The sequence below is a fragment of the Salinibacter ruber DSM 13855 genome (assembly GCF_000013045.1).
Classification (GTDB): Bacteria; Bacteroidota; Rhodothermia; order Rhodothermales; family Salinibacteraceae; genus Salinibacter; species Salinibacter ruber.
This window is the reverse complement of record NC_007677.1, coordinates 991,546-1,011,205: the sequence shown is the minus strand read 5'-3', so window position 1 is coordinate 1,011,205 and position 19,660 is coordinate 991,546. Positions and strand designations below refer to the sequence as shown.

The 19,660-nt window shown below is 66.4% G+C and carries 17 protein-coding genes and 1 tRNA gene; 12 read left to right on the top strand and 6 right to left on the bottom strand.

Annotation, left to right across the window (positions count from 1 at the left end; translation table 11 throughout):
- Nucleotides 1–67 precede the first annotated feature (67 nt).
- The 3 genes from lipA (at nt 68) to SRU_RS04195 (ending at nt 3,341) form a co-directional block, all read left to right on the top strand.
- Nucleotides 68–1,066 (top strand): lipoyl synthase, encoded by a 999-nt coding sequence (gene lipA, locus SRU_RS04205; RefSeq protein ID WP_011403561.1) that lies wholly within the window; start codon nt 68–70, stop codon nt 1,064–1,066.
- 340 nt (nt 1,067–1,406) lie between these two features.
- Nucleotides 1,407–2,381: a DUF4097 family beta strand repeat-containing protein gene (locus SRU_RS04200; protein ID WP_237701931.1), complete on the top strand. Its 975-nt coding sequence runs from the start codon at nt 1,407–1,409 to the stop codon at nt 2,379–2,381.
- Nucleotides 2,382–2,480: 99 nt separating this feature from the next.
- Nucleotides 2,481–3,341: a DUF4097 family beta strand repeat-containing protein gene (locus SRU_RS04195; RefSeq protein ID WP_011403559.1), complete on the top strand. Its 861-nt coding sequence runs from the start codon at nt 2,481–2,483 to the stop codon at nt 3,339–3,341.
- Here the strand turns inward: SRU_RS04195 and SRU_RS04190 are convergent.
- Nucleotides 3,338–3,712, bottom strand: a complete 375-nt coding sequence (locus SRU_RS04190; RefSeq protein ID WP_011403558.1) for a hypothetical protein — start codon at nt 3,710–3,712, stop codon at nt 3,338–3,340. The two genes, SRU_RS04195 and SRU_RS04190, sit on opposite strands and share 4 nt — an antisense overlap.
- A 69-nt stretch (nt 3,713–3,781) precedes the next feature.
- Complete coding sequence (locus SRU_RS04185; RefSeq protein ID WP_043552054.1) at nt 3,782–4,408, bottom strand: ABC transporter ATP-binding protein; 627 nt, start codon at nt 4,406–4,408, stop codon at nt 3,782–3,784.
- Nucleotides 4,409–5,431: 1,023 nt separating this feature from the next.
- Here SRU_RS04185 and SRU_RS04180 point away from each other — a divergent pair.
- From SRU_RS04180 to SRU_RS04140, 9 genes are all read left to right on the top strand, one after another.
- Nucleotides 5,432–6,217, top strand: a complete 786-nt coding sequence (locus SRU_RS04180) for a glycogen/starch synthase (RefSeq protein WP_231847363.1) — start codon at nt 5,432–5,434, stop codon at nt 6,215–6,217.
- A gap of 204 nt (nt 6,218–6,421) precedes the next feature.
- A complete protein-coding gene (locus tag SRU_RS04175; protein ID WP_237701929.1) occupies nt 6,422–7,804 on the top strand; it encodes a hypothetical protein in 1,383 nt (460 codons plus the stop codon).
- A 54-nt stretch (nt 7,805–7,858) separates the two neighbouring features.
- Nucleotides 7,859–9,193 (top strand): outer membrane protein transport protein, encoded by a 1,335-nt coding sequence (locus SRU_RS04170; protein ID WP_237701927.1) that lies wholly within the window; start codon nt 7,859–7,861, stop codon nt 9,191–9,193.
- A 133-nt stretch (nt 9,194–9,326) separates the two neighbouring features.
- Nucleotides 9,327–10,682: a tetratricopeptide repeat protein gene (locus SRU_RS04165; protein ID WP_164923506.1), complete on the top strand. Its 1,356-nt coding sequence runs from the start codon at nt 9,327–9,329 to the stop codon at nt 10,680–10,682.
- 260 nt (nt 10,683–10,942) lie between these two features.
- A complete protein-coding gene (gene eno / locus SRU_RS04160) occupies nt 10,943–12,232 on the top strand; it encodes a phosphopyruvate hydratase (RefSeq protein ID WP_011403552.1) in 1,290 nt (429 codons plus the stop codon).
- Nucleotides 12,233–12,247: 15 nt separating this feature from the next.
- The gene (locus SRU_RS04155; RefSeq protein WP_011403551.1) at nt 12,248–12,544 is read left to right on the top strand and encodes an FtsB family cell division protein; all 297 of its coding nucleotides are present in this window, start codon (nt 12,248–12,250) and stop codon (nt 12,542–12,544) included.
- An 84-nt stretch (nt 12,545–12,628) separates the two neighbouring features.
- Nucleotides 12,629–13,612 (top strand): ROK family protein, encoded by a 984-nt coding sequence (locus tag SRU_RS04150; RefSeq protein WP_011403550.1) that lies wholly within the window; start codon nt 12,629–12,631, stop codon nt 13,610–13,612.
- 88 nt (nt 13,613–13,700) lie between these two features.
- The gene (locus SRU_RS04145) at nt 13,701–16,589 is read left to right on the top strand and encodes a putative LPS assembly protein LptD (protein WP_164923505.1); all 2,889 of its coding nucleotides are present in this window, start codon (nt 13,701–13,703) and stop codon (nt 16,587–16,589) included.
- Between the two features lie 299 nt (nt 16,590–16,888).
- On the top strand, nt 16,889–17,791 hold the full coding sequence (locus SRU_RS04140; RefSeq protein ID WP_164923504.1) for a universal stress protein: 903 nt from the start codon (nt 16,889–16,891) through the stop codon (nt 17,789–17,791).
- Between the two features lie 144 nt (nt 17,792–17,935).
- Here SRU_RS04140 and SRU_RS04135 read toward each other — a convergent pair.
- The 4 genes from SRU_RS04135 to SRU_RS15460 all read right to left on the bottom strand — a co-directional run bounded on the left by SRU_RS04135 (nt 17,936) and on the right by SRU_RS15460 (nt 19,618).
- Nucleotides 17,936–18,010: transfer RNA gene (locus SRU_RS04135), tRNA-Arg, on the bottom strand.
- Nucleotides 18,011–18,159: 149 nt separating this feature from the next.
- Nucleotides 18,160–18,597 (bottom strand): NUDIX domain-containing protein, encoded by a 438-nt coding sequence (locus SRU_RS04130; RefSeq protein WP_011403547.1) that lies wholly within the window; start codon nt 18,595–18,597, stop codon nt 18,160–18,162.
- Nucleotides 18,598–18,684: 87 nt separating this feature from the next.
- Complete coding sequence (locus SRU_RS04125) at nt 18,685–19,296, bottom strand: class I SAM-dependent methyltransferase (protein WP_011403546.1); 612 nt, start codon at nt 19,294–19,296, stop codon at nt 18,685–18,687.
- A gap of 130 nt (nt 19,297–19,426) precedes the next feature.
- Nucleotides 19,427–19,618 (bottom strand): hypothetical protein, encoded by a 192-nt coding sequence (locus SRU_RS15460; RefSeq protein ID WP_237701926.1) that lies wholly within the window; start codon nt 19,616–19,618, stop codon nt 19,427–19,429.
- Nucleotides 19,619–19,660 lie beyond the last annotated feature (42 nt).

The window sequence follows — 19,660 nt, the reverse complement described above, 5'->3', positions numbered from 1 at the left end:
TCGTGCCGACCCCGGCGGGCCGTTCGTCCGCCCCGATGGTCGGCTGATTGACACTTCCCTTTTGCGTATGTCCACCACCGAGACCCGCGACCCGGACACCTCCGAGAACGAGCCCACGATGCCCGGCGACACGGACCTGGGCGCCGTAGAGCCCGATCCCATTGGCCCCTCGGGCGACGGCGATCCTGGATTCGTTGAACTGCCCGTCGTCGAGAACACCAACAAGAACAAACGCGGCGAGCGCCCGGAGTGGCTCCGCGTCTCCCTTCCCCAAGGCGAATCGTACACCGAGGTCCGCCAGACCGTGGAGGACCACGACCTCCACACGGTCTGTGAGAGCGCCAACTGTCCGAACATGGGGGAGTGCTGGAGCCGTGGCACGGCGACGTTTATGATTCTGGGCGACGTGTGCACCCGCTCCTGCGGCTTCTGCGCCGTCAAGACGGGGCAGCCCCAGGACGGCCTCGACTGGGATGAGCCGCGCCGCGTGGCCGACGCCGTCGACAAGATGGACCTCGACCACGCCGTCATTACCAGCGTGAACCGGGACGAGCGAGAGGATGGGGGCGCGCCCATCTTTGCGGAGGTCATCGAGCGCATCCACGACCTGGGCGCGACCTGCGAGGTGCTCACGCCCGACTTTCGGGGCATGCGGGACCCCTGCGAGACGGTCTTTGAGGCGGAGCCGGACATCTTTAATCACAACGTGGAAACGGTGCCCAGCCTCTACCGTCGCGTCCGTCCCCAGGCCGATTACGAGCGGTCCCTCAGGGTCCTCCGGTGGGCGAAGGAGGAAGGCCTGCGCACGAAGAGCGGCATCATGGTGGGCCTCGGCGAGTCGAAAGAAGAGGTTCTGGAGATCATGGAGGACTTCGTCGAGATTGGGCTCGACGTGATGACGATCGGCCAGTACATGCAACCGACCGACCACCACCTCCCCGTCGAGGAGTGGGTCGAACCCGAGGTGTTCGACTGGTACAAGGAGGTCGGAGAGGAAAAGGGCATCGACCACGTCGAGAGCAGTCCGCTCACGCGTTCGTCCTACCACGCCGAGGAGCACGTGTAATTCGCGGCCCAGTCCGCGGTCGCTTCAGGAACGAGATGCCCCGTCCCCCTCCTTTCGGGCGGCAGGTGGGCATTGACCGGTGAACGCGGCTGGTCCCTCGCACGGAAAGGGCCCGTGGGCAGCCCGGCAGGGCATCGCTTGCGCAGACGCGCGGTCGGGGCGAACGCTATTCCCTCTCGTGGGGACGGCCGGGACCCGAAAACACGGCCGCGCTCCGGCTCGCTGCGGATTTATTTCGGCGACGAGTGTAACGGATTGGCGAGTGTTCTCGTTTGATGGGATGCCCCTGCGGGTTCCCGCGGGCCCTTCCATCGTCTGTTGCGCAGTCACTTCGTCCCTCATGCCTCGATCCGTCCCCTCGCTCTGTGCCCTGCTCGCCGCCGCTGTCCTCGGCCTGGGCGTCGCCCCCTCCGTCGCCGCGCAGGATCCGGCCCGCACCGTGGAGGATACGGTGCCCCTTGCCGCCGACGGGGCGGTCGCCGTCGACACCCACGAGGGCACCATCACCGTCACCACCTGGGAGCGGGACCGCGTGCGGTACGAAGCCGAGATCATGCCGACCGATGAGGACCCCGACGCCGAGAAGGTGACGATCCAAGCTCGCACCAACGACGAGCGGCTCCGACTCGCGACGGACCACGAGGACGGGGATGACGAATCGACGGTCTTCGGCTTCGACGAAGACGGGTTCCGGTGGGGCGGCATCGACATCCCGGCGGTCCACTACACAATCAGAATGCCACGGTCCGCCGCCCTCCGCCTCGACGACCACGAATCGGCCATCGAGGTGACCGGCCTGGCCGGGGCGCTCCGCATCGACACGCACGAGGGACCAGTCACCGTCACCGACCAGCGCGGCGCGGTCACCATCGACAGCCACGAGAGTTCGCTCTCCATCACGAACCAGGACGGCGACGTGACGCTCGACACCCACGAGGGGCGCATGGACCTCCGCAACATCGCGGGCCGCCTGTCGGTGGACACTCACGAGGGAACCCTTTCCGTCGAGGAACTGGAGGGCAGCCTTCGGTTCGACGCGCACGACGGGACGGTCTCCGCGTCGTTTGCAACGGTGACCGACGACGTACACGTCAGTACCCACGACGGCGATGCGACCCTCACCCTCCCCCCCACTTCGGGGATCGACCTCAACACCGACTTCGACGACGACGTGGACCTGCGCTCCGACTTCGACCTCTCCGCGATCCGGATTGGGGACGAGGACGAGCCCAACTACCGGGGCGACATCAATGGGGGCGGCCCTGAACTGTACCTCGAGGCTGACGACGGAGACGTCGCCCTCCGCACCCGGTAGGCTGGTCCGGGGGCCACGGCGGGCGGTTCCGGGCCGGTTGCATCGGTGCTTCTCATTGGGTAGGTAGGGAAAAAGCCAATCCATTCCTCTCGGCTTCCCATGTCCGACCCCACCGCTTTGTGGAACGCTGCCATCGGGCTTGTGCTCAGCCTTGGCGTTGCTACAGGGGCTGCTGGACAGCCCGCTCCCCCCGACACCGTGGAGGACACGGTCCGTCTCGCCCCCGAGGGGGCTGTTGACCTTAGCGACACCCACGAGGGCACCATCACCGTCACGACGTGGGAGCGGGACCGGCTTGCCTACAGGATCGCCCCGGTGAGCGCCAAAGACTCCATGGTGGCGTCCAACGCCATCGTCCGCCGGACCGATCAGGGCTTCTTGATCGACCAGGACGGAGCCTCCTGGTCACTTCGCATTCCGGGCCTCCTCCGCATTTCTCCGAGCGCGGGCGGCAACCTGGCCGCCCACTACCACGTCACGATGCCAGAGACGGCAACGCTCGAGATCAAGGACTACACCTCCACCATCGATGTCTCTGGGGTAGAGGGCGACGTGGAGATCGACACCCACGCGGGCACCGTGGCCGTCGACTCGGTCGACGGGATGCTCGACCTGGGCGCCCACTCCGGACGGATCACGGCGACCGGCATCCGGGGAGGGATCGCGCTCGATGTCTTTTCCGGGGACGCGTCCGTCGCCTTCGAGACCCTTTCCGCGCCGAGCACGGCGGAGACCCATTCGGGCACGCTGCGCTTCTTTCTGCCCGCGGAGGCCGGATTTACGCTCCAGACGGACCTGGATAGTACCGGCCTCGTCGTTGACGAGGCCTTTGGCCCCCCTTCAACCAACGACGAGGGCCGCGCCTTCAATGGCGGCGGGCCCACGCTTGCCCTCGACGCCCCGCCCGGTGCAGTCACGGTACGCCCCCTGGAGGCGCACGAGGCCGCCGGTCCGCATTAAAAGTCTTCCAGGGTGCGTTCGTCGACCCGCTCCATCTCGCCCGCTTCCATCCGCAGCATGCGCCACGGCTCCTTGGGTTGATTCAGGTAGCAGAGCACCTCGGCCCCGAGTGCGTCGTGCGCGGCCCGGGCACACTCCCGGATACTCTCCCACGGCAGCCGGGGCGCGTTGAACCAGATGCTGGTGTACGGCCCGTTTTTTACCTGCTCGGTAATCTGTACCGGAACAGCCTCTCCGTCGTACCGCCCCTCGTAGGTCACGATCGGGGCCTCTTGCACCTGTTCGAGGCCCTCAAAGACGCCCTGCAGCCAGTCGGCAGCGGCGTCTTCGGAAAGGTCCCGTACGTATATTTCGGTCGTGTCGTGGGCCATGGGCGGAAGAAATGCACACTTGAGGAAACAGAAATCGAGGGGGGACGCCCCCACCGGACACCTCAGGCGCTATCGGTGGTTCTCGATGCGCAGCTGTCGGTCGTGCCGCTCTGCCTCATCGGGTCGGTTCGTCGCCACGACGAGGAGGCGCTCCTGGGCCCGCCACGCTTCCGTAATCGACGCGACCATCTCCCGCCCGGCCGCATCGAGGTTCGCAGCGGGCTCGTCGAGAAGCAGGAGCGGTGGGGCGGCGAGCAGCGCGGCTGCATACTTCACCCGCTGCCGCATGCCTGAGGAATACGTCCCCACCCGGTCGTTGGCCCGACCGGCGAGCCCGACCCGAGCGAGCACCTCGTCGATCCGGGCCGCGGGGTCCGCCACCCTCCGTGCACGGGCCAGAAAGCGAAGGGTCTCTCGCGCCGTAAGCTCTTCGTAGACGCCGACGGCCGGGGCCACGAGCCCGGCCCGGAGCGGATGCTCCTCGTCCGGCACGGGGGCCCCGCTTACGGTAAGCACCACGCGACCGGTGCGGGGCGTGAGCAGGCCGGCCAGGATCCGGAGAAGGGTCGACTTGCCGGCCCCGTTGGCCCCCGTCACTGCCAGCGTCTCCCCCGCGTGCAGGGTCACCGACAGCTCTCGGAAGAGCAACAGTCGTCCAAAGTAGTGCCCGACGTGCTCGGCCGTAAGGGTCGGCATGCGGCGGCAAAACGGATCGTCGCGAGGAGTCGTTCGTGGCACGGAAAATACAGCCTTCTCCGACCAACCCCAAAGAAATTGCCGGCCAATCCGGAGACGTCGTGCCGGTCGCCCGGACCGCCATACCGCTGTGCGCATCGACGAACGAGGCCTCTTTTCCCGTACGCCCGTCGGGGCCCCCCACTGTTTCCCCGTCACCCGACCGTTCTACCTCCCCTGCACTCGGGTTCCCCAGTCGCACATGCATTGTACGGGCTTCACTTTCTTCAAGCCCCTCAACTGGACGCGTTCTCGGTCCACGGGTCGATGGACTTCTGTCTGGCATGCACTTTGTTCTGAAAATTGGGTAAACCAGCATAAATTAGGGGAGGCTCCGTTCGGCCCCTCGGCGCCCCCTCCCCCTGGACTACAGGGCCAGGGGACCACAGGGGTGTTGGCATGACGCCGAAGGGCCGGACGGTGCCCCTCCAGAAGGATGGGTTCAGCCAACCAGCATCTCTCTTCCCCGTGGGCCCCTCGATAAGGACCCTTTCGTCACTCACGCGTCGCCCCGACATCGTCCTTGTTCCCGGCTGGAAGACTTCGTTAACGGGGGCTGAGCGCAGACGGGCGTCGTACCCTCCCGAGGGGGGAATCAGCCCCCGACCAATTTCAAATTTTCACGGTTTTGACGCGACTTCTTCGGGGCAGTGGTTTTTGAAGTTGATTTCCGAGGCAAATAGCGATACCTTTGTTTTTATGAAAAGTACACCAGTGGATCATCGCATCCGCTGACACAGAACCTTCAGAATCAACGCTGAGGCACGGAGCCGTTATGGCCTGGTTGCCGCAGTTTTCGGGCCAGTCTCCGTTTCCGACCCGGGATCTTTCTCCTGAGGGGGCACTCCTGCCTCGTGCGCTCCCTCAGCGACAGCCCGGCCGCACGTCGCCCCACCGATTGGACGAGGGCCACCCGGGCATTTCGTCCGGGCAGGACGCCCTTCGTCCGCACCCACCGTTGTCTTCCCAAATCCATCGATGCACATGGCCTCCTCCTATCGTCTTCTGTACGTCGCCGAAGCACTTGCACCGTTCACCGAGCAGTCTCCACTCGCCACCCTCACCCGGTCGCTCCCCGAACAGGTACAAGAAGCCGGGGACTTCGAAGTACGAATCATGATGCCCTGCTACGGGGACATCAACGAGCGAAAGCACAGCCTCCACGAGGTCATCCGGCTCTCGGACACAGACGTCCCGATGGGGGCGAACACCGAGTCGGTTTCCGTGAAGGTGGCCTCGGTGCCGGACGTGCAGCTGCAGGTCTACTTCATGGATCATGAGGGATACTTCGGCCGGTCGGGCCGCGCAACCGATGGCGACGGCAGCGCGTTCGACGACAACGCGGACCGGGCTCTGTTTTTCAACCGCTCCGTGCTGGAGACGCTTCGGGAGCTGCGCTGGGGCCCGGACCTGATCCACGGCTTCGGGTGGATCAGTGGCCTCCTTCCGACCCTTCTCTCCACCACCTACGCGGACGACGACCTGCTGGGCGCCACGAAGTCGGTCTTCACGCCCGGGGGACAGGCGCCGGCAACGACCCTTGAGGCCTCGTTTGCCGACACGATGAACCTTCCGATCGACGGCAATGCCGGGGCGACGCTCTCGGAGGTCGGCCGCACCCACGCGGACGCCACAATTCTCCCCCCGAACGGGACGTCGGCCAATGGCGCACAGGCCGAGGACGTGTCGAGATTTCAGGCCGATCCCCAGCCGCGCACCGAGCAAACGGTGGCGCTGTACGATCAAATGCTCGGTGAAGTCCCTGCGTAGGGTTCGCCCGCCGAGAAACACCCTGCTTCCAGGTGGCATTCAGGGACCCGATTCCGGGATGGGCCCGTGCCGTTGGCGTAGACCCGTCGGGCCCCCACGGCACCGCACCCGCTCGGATGTCCTGCGTCAATGCGTCGTGCATTCGGGGGACCCTCCTCGCCTTTTGTACCGAACCGGCGTTCGCCGCTCGCAATGCCGATGTCTATGAGGTCTTCCTGGCTCCCTGGACTTCTCGTTGGGGGCGCTTTGCTCGTCTCGCTCACCGCCTGCAGCGACTCGTCGGACGTCGGGCTGGGGGTGGGCTCTGGGCTGCAGGGCGGCAATCCTTCCACGCTCGACGTGACGCCTGACGTCCGCGACACGACGGTGGCCCCCATCACAGGGATCACGAGGGATAGTGCTCAGGGGCGCCCTCCGGCCCAGTCTCAGAACCAAAGTGCGTGGCGATTCCTGGTTGGGAGCGTCGACGACCCGACGCCGGGCACAGGCGTTGTGACGACGGACGGATATGTCGACTTTGCGGGGCGAGACGACCTCCCTGAAGACCTTCAAAATGCAAGCCCGGATGCCCTCACCGCCGAGCTGCGCCTGACGACAGACTACCTACACGGGCATTCGTCCGGGACGATGGACGTAGAGGTGTACGATCTGACGTCGGAGGCCGACATGGACTCCGCCCGGGCGACGGCGAGCTTCGACGCCGCCTCCTCCCCGGTGTCCGTAAACGGGGCCCAGATCAACCCGTCCGACTCGCCGGTCACCATTCGGCTCAAGGCATCCTGGGTCATCGACAACATAGGGACGTTGCGCAGCACGGGGAGTGATTTTGAGGACGCGTTCTTCGGCTTCAAGATCGTCGCGCCGAACAGCGAGGCCGTCGTGGGCTTCTCCTCGTCGACCGCCGCTCTGCGCCTCCGGACGGTTTCATCAAGCAATGACACCACCACCGCCGACTACCCGAGCCTGAAAACCTTCACCCATATCGAGCGGACGGGCGCCGGCGACCCACCGGACGGCTACCGGCTGATGCAGGGCGGCATCGGGAAGGGGCTAGCGATGGAATGGGCTTACGGGGAGAAGGAGTTTGTGAACGAGACAGAAATTGACAGTTTGCCCGCTGACTCCGGACGAACTCTTCCGCTGAATCGGGCTGAGATCTTTGTACCGAACGACACGAGCGCGCTGGAGACCCCGTCCGGCTTTGAGCGGCCCCAGCCGCAGGGCTACCGCATCATCGCCACTCGATCTTCGGGGACCCCCTCCTGCCCCGTGGTGGGGTCCGTGACGCTTTCCGATGCGAACGAGGCCTGCGTCCTCCCGCTCGTTCCGTCGGCAGCCCCCGCGTCGGCCCTCGTTCCGGACGATGTAGCACGCCCCACCTTTCGGCAGTCGTTCCAGCGCGTCCGCGACGACCAGTCTCCGGTCTTCACGACATTTCGGGTCCACATCGCCGACCGGGAGAACACAGCCGTCAACGAGGCCGCCACCGTTCGGCCCGGCCTGCCCACCACACTGCCCGTTCTCGTCCCGGTCGACGGGACCGAGCCGGGTCCGCCCCGCGCCACTCTGACCGTAACGCCGCTCTAGACGATGATTGCCGTTCGGCACCTTCTCTGCACACTGCGCAACGGTCTCGTGCGAATGCCAGGCTTTTCGCGCTTGCTCTTCCTGGGGACTTGCGCCGCCGTCATTCTCTTGGCCGCCCCCTCCCCCGCACAGGCCCAGTCCAACGGCGAGGGCACGATCTACTCCCGGTTCGGGATGGGGAGTCTGCTTGAGTTCTCCTCGTCTCAGAGCGACGCGATGGGGGGCGGCGGCTACGCGCTTCGGTCCCTCAACTACAACCCCGACGCCAATCCGGCCCTCTGGAGCGACCAGGTGTTCACCCGCCTGTCCGGAAGCGCCGCCTACCGCTCCACCAGCGTGGAGGACGACCAGGGCAACTCCGGGCGCCTCAGTTCCGGCAACGTGCAGGCCCTCCAGTTCAACTTCCCGCTCTACGAGCGCTCTCTGGGCGTCGGCATCTCCTTTCAGCCATATTCCCGCTCGAACTACAGCGCCACCCGCACGGGACAGGAGTCAATTGGCCCTCGTCAGGACGCAGAGGCGAGATACGAGACCACCTTCTCCGGATCCGGCGGCCTTCATCGGTTGCGGGGCGGGCTGGGATACCGGGTCAACGACATGCTGAGCGTCGGGGCCACCGCCGACCTCCTGTTCGGCACCCTCGAGCGTCGGCGGCGCACGACGTGGGCAGCCCCCCAGCTCCGCAACACCATCGTCTCCGATGGCGTGCAGCTCTCCGGACTGACCAGCACGCTCGGCGGCCACCTCGCCCTCGCCGATGTATTCGCCGAGGACGATGCCTTCTCCATCGGGGCCTCCGTGACCCTTCCCGCAAACTTGTCGGGCGAACAGTACCGAACCCTCGACGAGGACCTTGCCCGCGACACCCTGTCCACCGAGCGGGGGGACGTCACGCTGCCCTGGAAGGGCCGCCTGGGGCTGTCCTACCAGCCCAATGCCCGATGGACGGTTGTCCTCGACGGGGCCTTCGAGCCGTGGAGCACCTTTTCGAGCGACTTCTCCACCGGCGCCTCCGAAACCGTCCCGTCCCGCTTTCCGGCCGGCGGCCCGGGCACCCTCGCGGATCGATGGCGCCTCTCCACCGGAGCCGAGGTGGTGCCCGCCGGCGACGATCAGCTGGCCGGGTACTTTGCCCAGGCGGCCTACCGCTTCGGGGGATACGCGGAGCGGATGTACGTGCGCCCGGACCAGGAGACGACCCTCTACGAATTTGCCCTCACCGCGGGCATCAGCCTCCCCACCTCTCTCTCTGGCACGCGAATTGACCTGAATACAACTGCCGGAACGCGAGGGACGACCACCAACTCCCTCGTCCGCGACCGGTTCTTCGGGGTCTCCCTTCACGTGAACTTCGGCGAACGGTGGTTCCAGCGGCGCAAGCTCCGGTAGCGTTCTCAGGGATCCGCGGGTCATCCCTTCGCCGAGCAGGTCCCGCCACGGGCCCTCTTGACTGAAACTCAACGATGAGCGTCCAGTCTAAGGCCCTAGCCTGTTCAAAATATCGGACAGAACTGCCCCCAATATGCCTCAATCTGCCCCCCTCCTCCGGTTTCAGTCTCTCGTCGCCGGTGCCCTCTGCGCAGGGCTCGCCTTCCTCGTGGCGGTTCCGCCGGCCTCCGCTCAGGACAGCGAGCCGAGCAAGCGGGAGAAGCTGATGCACTACAGCCTCTACTACGAGAATTACAAGAACGATAACTTCGAAAGCGCGCGGAGCGATCTGCTCTGGATACTCGAAAATGCCCCCGGCACCCCCGACGGGGACGACGACAACTACCGCCGCGTGATCAGTCTCTACGAGGGGCTCGCCGAGCAGGCCACGAAGGAGGACGTCCGGAAGGCATACCTGGACACCGCGGCGACCTACCTGGCGTCCGCCTCGGAAAACCTTGAGAAGCACGGCCTGGAGTACACGCCGTACAAGTGGGAGCGCCGCAAAGGCCGGTTCCTCGAAAAGCATCAGGGCTCGCTCCCGGACGGTGTGGAGGGGCTTGAGACCCCGACGGCCCACTACCGACGGGCCTTTGAGATGGCCCCGAAGGAGCTGGACCCCTACTACATTCAGCAGGTGCTGCAGTCGCACCTCGAGAACAACGACCTGCAAAAGGCCCTCGACTTCGCCAACACGGTCGAGTCGAAGCGGGGCGACGACGAGGAGGTGGCCGGGATGATCAGCTCGGTCCGTGAGGACATCTTCGGCAAAAACCCGCAGGCCCAGATCGCGTATTTGGAGAAGCAGGTGGAGCAGAGCCCGGACAGCACCCAGTTGCTCACGGAGCTCTTCGACGCGTACAACCAGCAGGGCAACATCAAGAAGGCCTCGGAGCTTTCGAAGCGCCTCATCAAGATGGAACCGTCGGCCGAGACGGTCCGGGAGATTGCACAGATGCGTCTCGAGGACGGCCGCCCGGAGGCTGCACTTCGGGCGTACAAGCGGGCCAAGAAGCAGGGCGCCGAGCTCAAGGCCGAGGATCACTTCAACCGGGGCACGGCCTACCAGAAGATGAAGCAGCTCGCCCAGGCCCGCCAGGCCTTCCAGAAGGCCATCGACATGAAGGACAGCTTTGGACGGGCGTACATTGCCATCGGGGACCTGTACGCGCGTGCCGTGAACCAGTGCAGCGGAGGCGAAATGGCCCGGAACGACAAGGCCGTGTACTGGGCCGCCGTGGACAAGTACCGGCAGGCCAAGGAAGTCGACTCTTCACTCTCCTCGGTCGCGGACAGCAAGATTCGAACTTACCGAAAGGTGTTTCCGACCAAGGAAGACATCTTCTACCGGGAGGATTGGGAGAGCGGCGCGTCGTTTACCATCGACTACGGCTGCTACTCCTGGATCGGCGAGTCGACCTCCGTCCGGTCGGCTCCTTCCTCCGGGTGACTCGGACGTTTTCGGTAGAGCAGAGGGGCCGGCGTGCCGTTGAGGCCGTCGGCCCTTTTCGTTGTCACGGAGGAAGGCCGGGCCTCATCCGTGTGCCGGCCGTCTGCGAGCACGGCCGATCATTTTTGAACGCCCTTGCTGACTCGGTCTTGTGGTTCTGGACGCCGACCACGTAGTTAACAAGCAGGCCGTGTCCCCACCTCGTTGCGGGGCGCGGTCTTCGTCACCGCCTGTCTCAGCACTCCGCGCTTCCGTCCCGTATGGCTTCGATTCAACGTGTCACCGCCCGCCAGATTCTCGACAGCCGCGGCACCCCTACGGTCGAGGTCGACGTGACCACCGGGGAGGGGGTGCTGGGCCGGGCCGCCGTTCCGAGCGGGGCGTCGACCGGCGCGTACGAGGCCGTCGAGCTCCGCGACGGGGACGCCGATCGCTATCACGGGCAGGGCGTGCTCCGGGCGGTCGGCCACGTCAACGACGCGGTGGCCGATGCACTGCACGGCATGAGCGTGCTCGAGCAGGTGGCGATCGACGACACGCTCCGCGCCCTCGACGGCACGGAGGACAAGTCGAACCTGGGAGCAAATGCCATCCTCGGGGCCTCCCTCGCCGCCGCGAAAGCCGGCGCCGCCACCCTGGGCGTGCCGCTATACCGCCACCTGGGACGGGCCACCGCGCGCACCCTTCCAGTGCCGCTCATGAACATCCTCAACGGGGGCGAGCACGCCGACAACAACGTCGACATGCAGGAATTCATGATCGCGCCGGCGGGGGCCGACTCCTTCTCCGAAGCCCTCCGCACCGGCGCGGAGGTCTTCCATACCCTCGCGTCGGTGCTTCAGGACCGCGACTACAGCACCGCCGTGGGGGACGAGGGCGGCTTTGCGCCCGACCTCGGCTCGAACGAAGAGGCCGTGGAGCTCATTCTCGACGCCATCGAGAAGGCGGGGTACACCGCCGGCTCGGACGTCTTCGTGGCCCTCGACCCCGCCGCCGCCGAAATGGTTGAGGACGAGGCCTACGTCTTCTGGAAGAGCGACCCGGACACTGAACGATCCTCTGAAGACATGGTCGAGTACTGGGCCGAGTGGGTCGACCGGTACCCCATCCTGTCGATCGAAGACGCCATGGACGAGGACGACTGGGACGGCTGGGCCATGCTGACCGACGCGATCGGGGACGAGGTGCAGCTCGTGGGCGACGACCTGTTCGTCACGAACACGAAGCGCCTCACGCGGGGCGTCGAAGAGGGATGTGGCAATTCCATCCTGATCAAGCCCAACCAGATTGGTACGCTGACCGAGACGCTCAACGCCATCGAGACGGCCCACACGCACGGGTTCACGGCAATTATCAGCCACCGGTCCGGCGAGACCGAGGACACGACGATTGCCGACCTGGCCGTGGCGACCGGGACGGGCCAGATCAAGACCGGCTCGGCCAGCCGGAGCGACCGGGTGGCCAAGTACAACCAGTTGCTCCGCATCGAGGAGCAGCTGGGGGCGACGGCCCACTACCCTCGCCTCGACGCCTTCCCCCTCACGAACTAATCGGCCCCGTCCACCATGCCCGACTCTACGCTCTCCGGTCGCCACGTGCGGTGGGGACTCGGCCTTCTGCTGGGCGGTGTGCTGGTCTGGGTTGCGTTCTTCGACAGCCACAGCCTCTGGCAGCGATACCGCTGGCACCAGGAACTGGAGGCGACCGCTCGGGAGAACGCCGACCTCCGCGCGGAAATTGAACGCCTTCGTTCTCAGCTCGATCGCCCCCTGTCGGATAGCCTCGTCGAACGGATCGCCCGTGAGGAGTACGGCATGAAACGACCCGGCGAAACCATCTACCGCGTCGAGCCCGCCGAATGAGACGGGGCACTCCGGCGCCCCACGACCGGGGCCTCCCGGTCCCCTCCCCCACCTCTCTGCCCATCACCCGCTCCACGGACTAGCATGAGTTCGTACGCCATTGGGGTTGACATTGGCGGGACGAACCTGAAGGCCGCCCTCGTGGCCCGCGAGGACGGCCTGCTCGAACAAACCCAACGTCCCACGGAGGCCCGGAAGGGGCCCGAGCACGTCACGTCCCAGATCACGGGCCTCGTCGCGGACCTGATCGATCTCGCCCCGTCGGATGCCGTGATGGGCGTTGGGATTGGGGCCCCCGGCGCCGTGAACTGGGAGCGCACAACGGTATCCCACCCGCCCAATATCGACGACTGGGAATCCGTCAACCTGCGCGCATCCCTTCAGTCGCGGCTCGGCCGGTCCCTCCCCATCATCGTGGAGAACGACGCGAACGTGGCCGCCCTCGGATCCGCCTTCCACGGGGCCGGCCGGCACGTCGACTCTTTTATCATGGTCACCCTTGGCACCGGCGTGGGCGGGGGCATCATATACCAGAACAAAATCTTTCGGGGTAGCACGGGCGGGGCCGGCGAGATTGGACACATGACGGTCGACTACGAAGGGCCGTTCGCCAATACGGGCGTGGGCGGGGCCATCGAAGGCTACCTCGGCCAGAGATTCCTGACCCGTCACGCCCGCGACCGGATCGTCAACTACCCCGACAGCACCGTCCGGGACCTCGTGGAGGGCGATCTGGAGCAGATGTCGCCCCGCACGCTGTACGACGCGGCCACGCAGGGCGACGAGTTTGCGCAGGCCATGCTGGCCTGGGCCGGCCACAAGCTCGGGTGCGTGCTCGGCTCCGCCGTAAATCTTCTGGACATTCGAACCATTGTGGTGGGCGGGGGCGTTTCTGCGGCCGGAGACTATATCCTCGATCCTGCCCGCGACGTCCTCCCCCGCTTCGTCACGCCGGGCCTTCGGGACGACCTCCAAATTCACCGGGAAGACCTCGGGAACGAGGCCAGTCTTCTCGGGGCGGCCCGCCTCGCCTTTGAAGGCAAGGATGCCCAGGTTGGAACCCGATAGTCGTCGGCCCGCCCATCCGCCGCCACACGCGATCTGCGCACGGGGCCCGGGGCGGGACGGTTCGTGCCTATCCCACCGCCTGGTGACTGTGCTTCGCTCCCCCCGACCGGACCGATTGACCGTTGGGCTCGGCGCCCTACTCGTGTTCGCCCTCCTGGCCCCTCCGGGCGCCGCCCAGGACCGCCGCGCCATCCCCGACTCGGCCCGCCCGTCTCAGCAACCGTCCGCATCGGGGGCGCCGAACGCCGACGCCGCCGGCGTGGAGTTCGCGGCGTCGGACTCGCTGGTCATCGTTACCCCTCCGGACTCGGCGGACCACGGGACCCTCCACGGCCAGGCGCAGATGTCGTACCAGGGCGCAACCCTGAAGGCCGGCACCATCGAGATGAATCTCAAAACGAGCGTCCTGGAAGCGTTCGGCTCCCCCTCCGACACCGCACAAACCCGCCCGACGTTCGAGCGGGGCGGGGGGCAACAGGGCGGCGGCCAGTCGTTCACCGGAGAGACCCTCTCCTACAGCCTCCGCACCAAACGGGGCCGGGTCGTGACGGCCCGCACCCAGCAACAGGACGGCTACGTGCAGGGCGATGCCGTAAAGGCGTTCGAGGACAGCACCCTGTTTGTGCAGGAGGGCAGGTACACGACCTGTGACTGCCCCCCCGGCGAGACCCCCTCCTACTCGCTGCGCTCCAACCAGATGAAGGTCGACGGGGAATGGGTCTACACCGGCCCCATTCACCTGTACCTGTTCGACATCCCCACCCCCCTGTGGCTCCCGTTCGGGTTTTTGCCCAACGTGTCGGGCCGCCGGAGCGGCCCCCTGGCGCCGAACTACGGCCAAGACCGGGAGAAGGGCCTCTTCCTCCGCAACTGGGGCTGGTACTTCGCGATGAACGCCTACACGGACCTACAGCTCCAGGCCAGCGTCTGGTCGAAGGGCAGCTTCGAGATTAACCCCATATTCCGGTACAGCAAGCGATACAACTACGACGGGAGCGTGGACCTCACCTACCGGCGCACCCAAATTGGGGAGGAGGAGGACCCCGACTTCACCAACCGACACCGGGGGCAGCTCCAGTGGCAACACAGCCAGGACCTCTCCCCCACCGCATCCATCCGCGGCGACATCAACCTGGCCACCTCGACGGACTTCGCACGCCGCAACAGCAACAACTACGACGACGCCGTCAGCCAGGAGATTTCGTCGAACCTGCGCTACAGCAAAAGCTGGCCCGGAAGCGGCAAAAACCTGAACCTCAGCGCCAACCAGCGGCAGCAGCTTCAAAGCGGGGAGGTGTCCATGACCCTTCCCAGCCTGAGTTTCTCGCAGCGCTCGTTTAAGCCCTTCGAGGTGGAGCAGGCGGTGGGCGACGACCGGTGGTTCGAGAAGATCACGACCTCCTACGACCTGTCGGTCGACAACAGCTACTCCTTCTCCCCGCGGGACGTCGAGCAACTCCGCGAGCAGGGCGACTCCCTGGAGGCGGACCGGGTCGCCGACATCGCCTGGTACGAGGCACTCGTGGACCGGGAGAAGTATCGGACCGCCACCGGCGACGACGAGCAGTTCGACTTCAGCGCGACGCACCAGATCCCGGTGAGCGCCTCTTTCCGGGTCAACCGCTACAACCTCAGCCTCAGCCCCAATTTTCGGTACAACTCGGACTGGCGCATCAGCACCCTCCGCCGGGTCGTTGACCGCGACACGACCGCGGAGGACACCACCCGTACAACCGAGGAACGGCGGGTCCAGGGCTTCTACGCCCGGCGGGACTTCTCGACGGGCATCTCGGCCAACACGGAGCTGTACGGCCTCTTCCCAATCCGGGTCGGCCCCTTCCAGGGCCTCCGCCACCGGGTCTCGCCCTCCCTCTCGTTCAGCTACAGTCCCAACTTCAACGCCCCCTTCTGGGGACGGACGCGCCCGCTCCGCTACGCGAACGGAGACCCTGTGCTCAACGACGAGGGCGACCCGGTCCGGTACGACATTCTCAACGGAAACCGAGTGCGCGGGAGCAACGAGCAGCGCACCCTAAGCTTCCGGCTCGACAACGAGCTCGAAACGAAACGGGTACGCGTCGACTCGACCGGGGAGACGGACGAGGAGACGATTAAGCTGCTGGACTTCGACCTGGATACCTCCTACAACTTCACGGCCGATGCCTTCAAACTCAGTGACATTGGCCTCCGGGCCCGCACCTCGATCCGCGACTTTAGCGTCCGGTCGTCCATGACCTTCTCCCCCTACGCACTCCGCCCTACTGGGGACGGCGACGGGCGCCGCCTCCGACGCGTCGACCGTTATATGTTTTCGGAAAGCCCCCTCACGCCGGTCCGGCTCACACGCTTTAGCCTCAACCTCAGCAGTTCGTTCGAGGGCGGCGGCGGGGGCAGCGGGGTCGGCACCCGGCCCGGCATACCGTCGGGCGCAGGGGGGGGCACAGGCCGCCCCGGGCAACAGCGCCCCGAGCAAGGCCGCTCGTCGGGGGGCTCCGGGGCGCAACAAGGAGGGCGGGCGTCTGGGACGCGTTCCCAGCAGGGCTACCTCGGCACGGATATTCCCTGGACGCTGAGTTTTGACTTCAACTACAGCTTCCGCAAGCCGCGGAAGCAGATTGAGGGCCAGACCACAACACTCAACACCCGGTTCAGCTTCGACGTAACGCCACGATGGTCCCTGGAAGGCCGCACGGGCTACGATTTTGTTCAGAACGAGCTGGCCACCACGAGCATCAACCTCAACCGGGACATCGGGCGCTGCCGGTGTTGGGTGATGTCTTTCAGTTGGGTTCCCTTCGGGGCGCGCCAGTCGTACAGCTTCAGCCTCCAGGTCAAGAGCGGGCAGCTGTCCCAGTTGCTCCGGCTCCAGATTCCAAACTCGGGCCGGGGCGGCCCCCTGGGCGGCTTCGGAAACCGCCTCCGCAACACGGCGAGCAGCGTGGCCGGCGGGGGAGGGCCCGGCAGCTCCATTCCGTGAGTCATCGTGGCCGCACCCGGTGCAACGGCGGCCCGGCCGTCTGGAGGCCCGGGCACCGGTCCGTACACACGGGCTCCATACGCCAGATGGACCTCACCCCTGGGCCTTCCGTTTGCGCGTGGAGCACATCCGAAAGGCCGCCTGTCGTCTTTCTTGTTCCCCTGCTGTCCGAGCCGTTGCGGCCCGGAACGCCAATCGTCCCTCACGGCTTCGATACGAGCGAGTGGGGCCGGACGCCCCCGCCTCGACCGTTCACTTCAATGCCCTGAAAACCGATACGTTAACCTCTCCCCCATCTCATGTTCGAACTCAACGACCTTCTGCTCGCCTTCGACTTCTCCCCCTCTTCGAAGCGGGCCTTCGCCTACGGCGCCGATCTTCTCCAACGAACCGACGCCCGGCTGCACCTGATGCACGTTCAGGAGGTGCCGCAGGGCCCCTTCCAGCGGGAGCCGCGCTCGCCCGTCCCGACTTACAAGCTTGAAGAAGAGTTTGAGGAGCGTTGCCAAGACGCCCTCTCGGCCCACGGCCTCGACGCAGACGACGACCGCCTCACATTCAACGCCGAGCGGGCAGACGCCGTCGCCCCCGCCCTCGTACGGTACGCCGAGAGCAAGGACGTCGGCATGATCGCGATGGGGACCCATGGGCGTCGGGGCGTCGAGCGGGCCTTCTACGGCAGCGTGGCGGAGGAGACCCTACGGACGGCCCCCACTCCGGTCTTTACCGTCCAGTCCCCCGACGACGAAGAGGCGGCCGCCTCCATCGAGCGGATCGTGGCGCCGGTTGACTTCTCGAATCCGTCCCGGGGCGCTCTGCAGCAGGCCGGTCGTCTCGCAACGATCTACGAGGCCCCCCTGAAGCTGGTGCACGTCGTCGAAACGCCCGATACCCCTTCGGTCTACGGCCCGGAGTCCCCGACGGTCACGAGCCACAAGACGAAGGAGAAGGCCGAAACGGCCCTCGAAGACTGGGGCAGCGATCTGGCAGGCGGAGACCTGACGGTGTCCTACGTTGTGCACCGGGGCGAGCCGGCGCCGAGCATTCTTCGCAGTGCCCCACACGAGACCGATCTGATCGTCATGGCCACCCGTGGCCTTCGGGGCGTCCGGCGCGCGATGCTGGGCAGTGTCACCGAGGAGGTGCTTCGGGAGGCGAGCGGGCCCGTGCTCGCGGCCCGCGACTTCCCGACATCGGATTAAAACCAGGGTTCCCCCTTCCCCGGATGGATGCGTGCGCCCTGCAACCGGACCGCGCGCCTCACGGACCAGGGAGCGATGCACCGTGGACGCCCACACAAAAACCCGCCTCCAGCGACACGGGAGGCGGGCTCAGGGCACCAAGGGCGGGCCCGGGAGGATTCGAACCCCCGACACTCGGCTCCGAAGGCCGATGCTCTATCCAGGCTGAGCTACAGGCCCTTCTTCTAAAGCACGGTCTATACACGCGTCGTCGGGGCGGGATCCTGGATCCCAGCCGGTCCCCCTCTAAAGAAATGAGGAATGCGCGACGACGCCCCAGAAGCCCCCTGGGTCCTACGGGGCCGGAGTGGGCTGGCGGTCCGCGGCGGTCAACGAACCGTAGACCCCCACCACGCAGCGTCCGCCGCGTCCGTCCCCGCCAGCAGGGCACGTAGGGGCGGCGGCTGCAGGGACACCCGATCGAGCTGGTCGACGGGCGCCCAGGCAAACGATAGGTAGTCCTCTTGGGCCTGCGGGGGCGTGTCGGCCGTAAGCGCGGGACTCGTGGTCGCGTAGCAGTGGTTGATCTCGTACTGACGCTCCCCCTCCCGCCTCCACTGGTGCTCCACGGCCCCCAGGTAGCGGCCCACCTCGGCACGGACGCCCAGCTCCTCGTCGAGCTCGCGACGCAGGCATCCTTCCAGGCCCTCCCCGGGCTCCCGATGGCCGCCCGGCAGAAACGTGTGGGGCTGCCCCTCGGCCCGAACGACGAGCACATGATTGGCCTCCCGCACGACGGCGCGCGCAAGAAGATGGACCGTAGGCATCGACACAACACGGAGTCTATGGACAAACACTGAGCATCCCCCGCACTCACACGCCGGTTTTCCTCCCGCCACGGGCCCCTTTTGGACTCATTTCGTCGCCGTCCCCACGATGTGGGGGGACACCGGCGGGACCCCAATGTCGAACCGCTCCATCTCGACCGTCGAGAACCCCGCCCGCCGGAGCTGAGCGCCGGTGTCGCGATCCGGACGGCACCCGTCGGCCACGGCCCGCCACACGGGCCGAATCCCGTGTTGAAACCAACAGAGGGGCGTGTGCCGCTCCGCCGCGACGTGCTCGATAAACAGGAGACGCCCACCGGGCCGCAGGACGCGCCGCAGTTCGGCCAGCGTGTCCCTCACGTCGGAGACGGAGCAGAGGACGAGCGTGCTGACGACGGCGTCTACGCTCTCGTCCGGTAGGCCGGTGTCCTGTGCCGGGGCGGTGCGGATCTCGGCGTCGAGGGCGCGTCCGTCCAGCCGCTCCCGGATGTACCCGTGCATGTGCGGATTGGGCTCCAGCCCGATCCACCGGAGGCCGTCGGGCAGGTGCGGCAGGTTGACGCCCGTCCCCGGCCCGATCTCGACCACGGTGCCCTCCAGGCCCGCGAAGAGCCGGCGCTTGTGGTCGCCGTAGAGGCGGTCCTGGGCGTCGTCGCCCCACGCCAGGGTGTACGCAAAGAAGCGTTGGTAGAGGGACATGTACGGTCGATGAGAAAGGAGGCATTGACAAATTCAGGATCCGGCCGTCCCATCCGTGGCACGGAGGAATTTTCCAAACGGGACGGTCAGGAGGCCGTCGTGGTTGCCCCCTCCAGGCGCGCTTCGATCTCTAGACGCACCCCACCAACCGCCTGACCTCTTCCCTCCCGAGGACGACGTGCGCCATCGCACCGCGTCCCGAGATCAGGACGAGGGTCGCGCTGGACGTGCCCACCGACCGGTGCACCGAAGGCCCCACCCGGCAATGGCAGGCCGGGACGAGCACCACGCCCCCCAGCAGTACGGCCTGAAAGATGGTCACCGATGGTTGCCCGTGCGTGCCGGTCGTCCTCCTTTCCGTTCA

Bases quoted from the DNA above. Each gene is read 5' to 3' on its own strand.
- SRU_RS04180 (WP_231847363.1), top strand. From the start codon at position 5,432: ATGGCCTCCTCCTATCGTCTTCTGTACGTCGCCGAAGCACTTGCACCG.
- SRU_RS04185 (WP_043552054.1), bottom strand. From the start codon at position 4,408: ATGCCGACCCTTACGGCCGAGCACGTCGGGCACTACTTTGGACGACTG.
- SRU_RS04155 (WP_011403551.1), top strand. From the start codon at position 12,248: ATGCCCGACTCTACGCTCTCCGGTCGCCACGTGCGGTGGGGACTCGGC.
- SRU_RS04150 (WP_011403550.1), top strand. From the start codon at position 12,629: ATGAGTTCGTACGCCATTGGGGTTGACATTGGCGGGACGAACCTGAAG.
- SRU_RS04140 (WP_164923504.1), top strand. From the start codon at position 16,889: ATGTTCGAACTCAACGACCTTCTGCTCGCCTTCGACTTCTCCCCCTCT.
- eno (WP_011403552.1), top strand. From the start codon at position 10,943: ATGGCTTCGATTCAACGTGTCACCGCCCGCCAGATTCTCGACAGCCGC.
- SRU_RS04170 (WP_237701927.1), top strand. From the start codon at position 7,859: ATGCCAGGCTTTTCGCGCTTGCTCTTCCTGGGGACTTGCGCCGCCGTC.
- SRU_RS04195 (WP_011403559.1), top strand. From the start codon at position 2,481: ATGTCCGACCCCACCGCTTTGTGGAACGCTGCCATCGGGCTTGTGCTC.
- SRU_RS04190 (WP_011403558.1), bottom strand. From the start codon at position 3,712: ATGGCCCACGACACGACCGAAATATACGTACGGGACCTTTCCGAAGAC.
- lipA (WP_011403561.1), top strand. From the start codon at position 68: ATGTCCACCACCGAGACCCGCGACCCGGACACCTCCGAGAACGAGCCC.
- SRU_RS04165 (WP_164923506.1), top strand. From the start codon at position 9,327: ATGCCTCAATCTGCCCCCCTCCTCCGGTTTCAGTCTCTCGTCGCCGGT.
- SRU_RS04175 (WP_237701929.1), top strand. From the start codon at position 6,422: ATGAGGTCTTCCTGGCTCCCTGGACTTCTCGTTGGGGGCGCTTTGCTC.
- SRU_RS04200 (WP_237701931.1), top strand. From the start codon at position 1,407: ATGCCTCGATCCGTCCCCTCGCTCTGTGCCCTGCTCGCCGCCGCTGTC.
- SRU_RS04130 (WP_011403547.1), bottom strand. From the start codon at position 18,597: ATGCCTACGGTCCATCTTCTTGCGCGCGCCGTCGTGCGGGAGGCCAAT.
- SRU_RS04125 (WP_011403546.1), bottom strand. From the start codon at position 19,296: ATGTCCCTCTACCAACGCTTCTTTGCGTACACCCTGGCGTGGGGCGAC.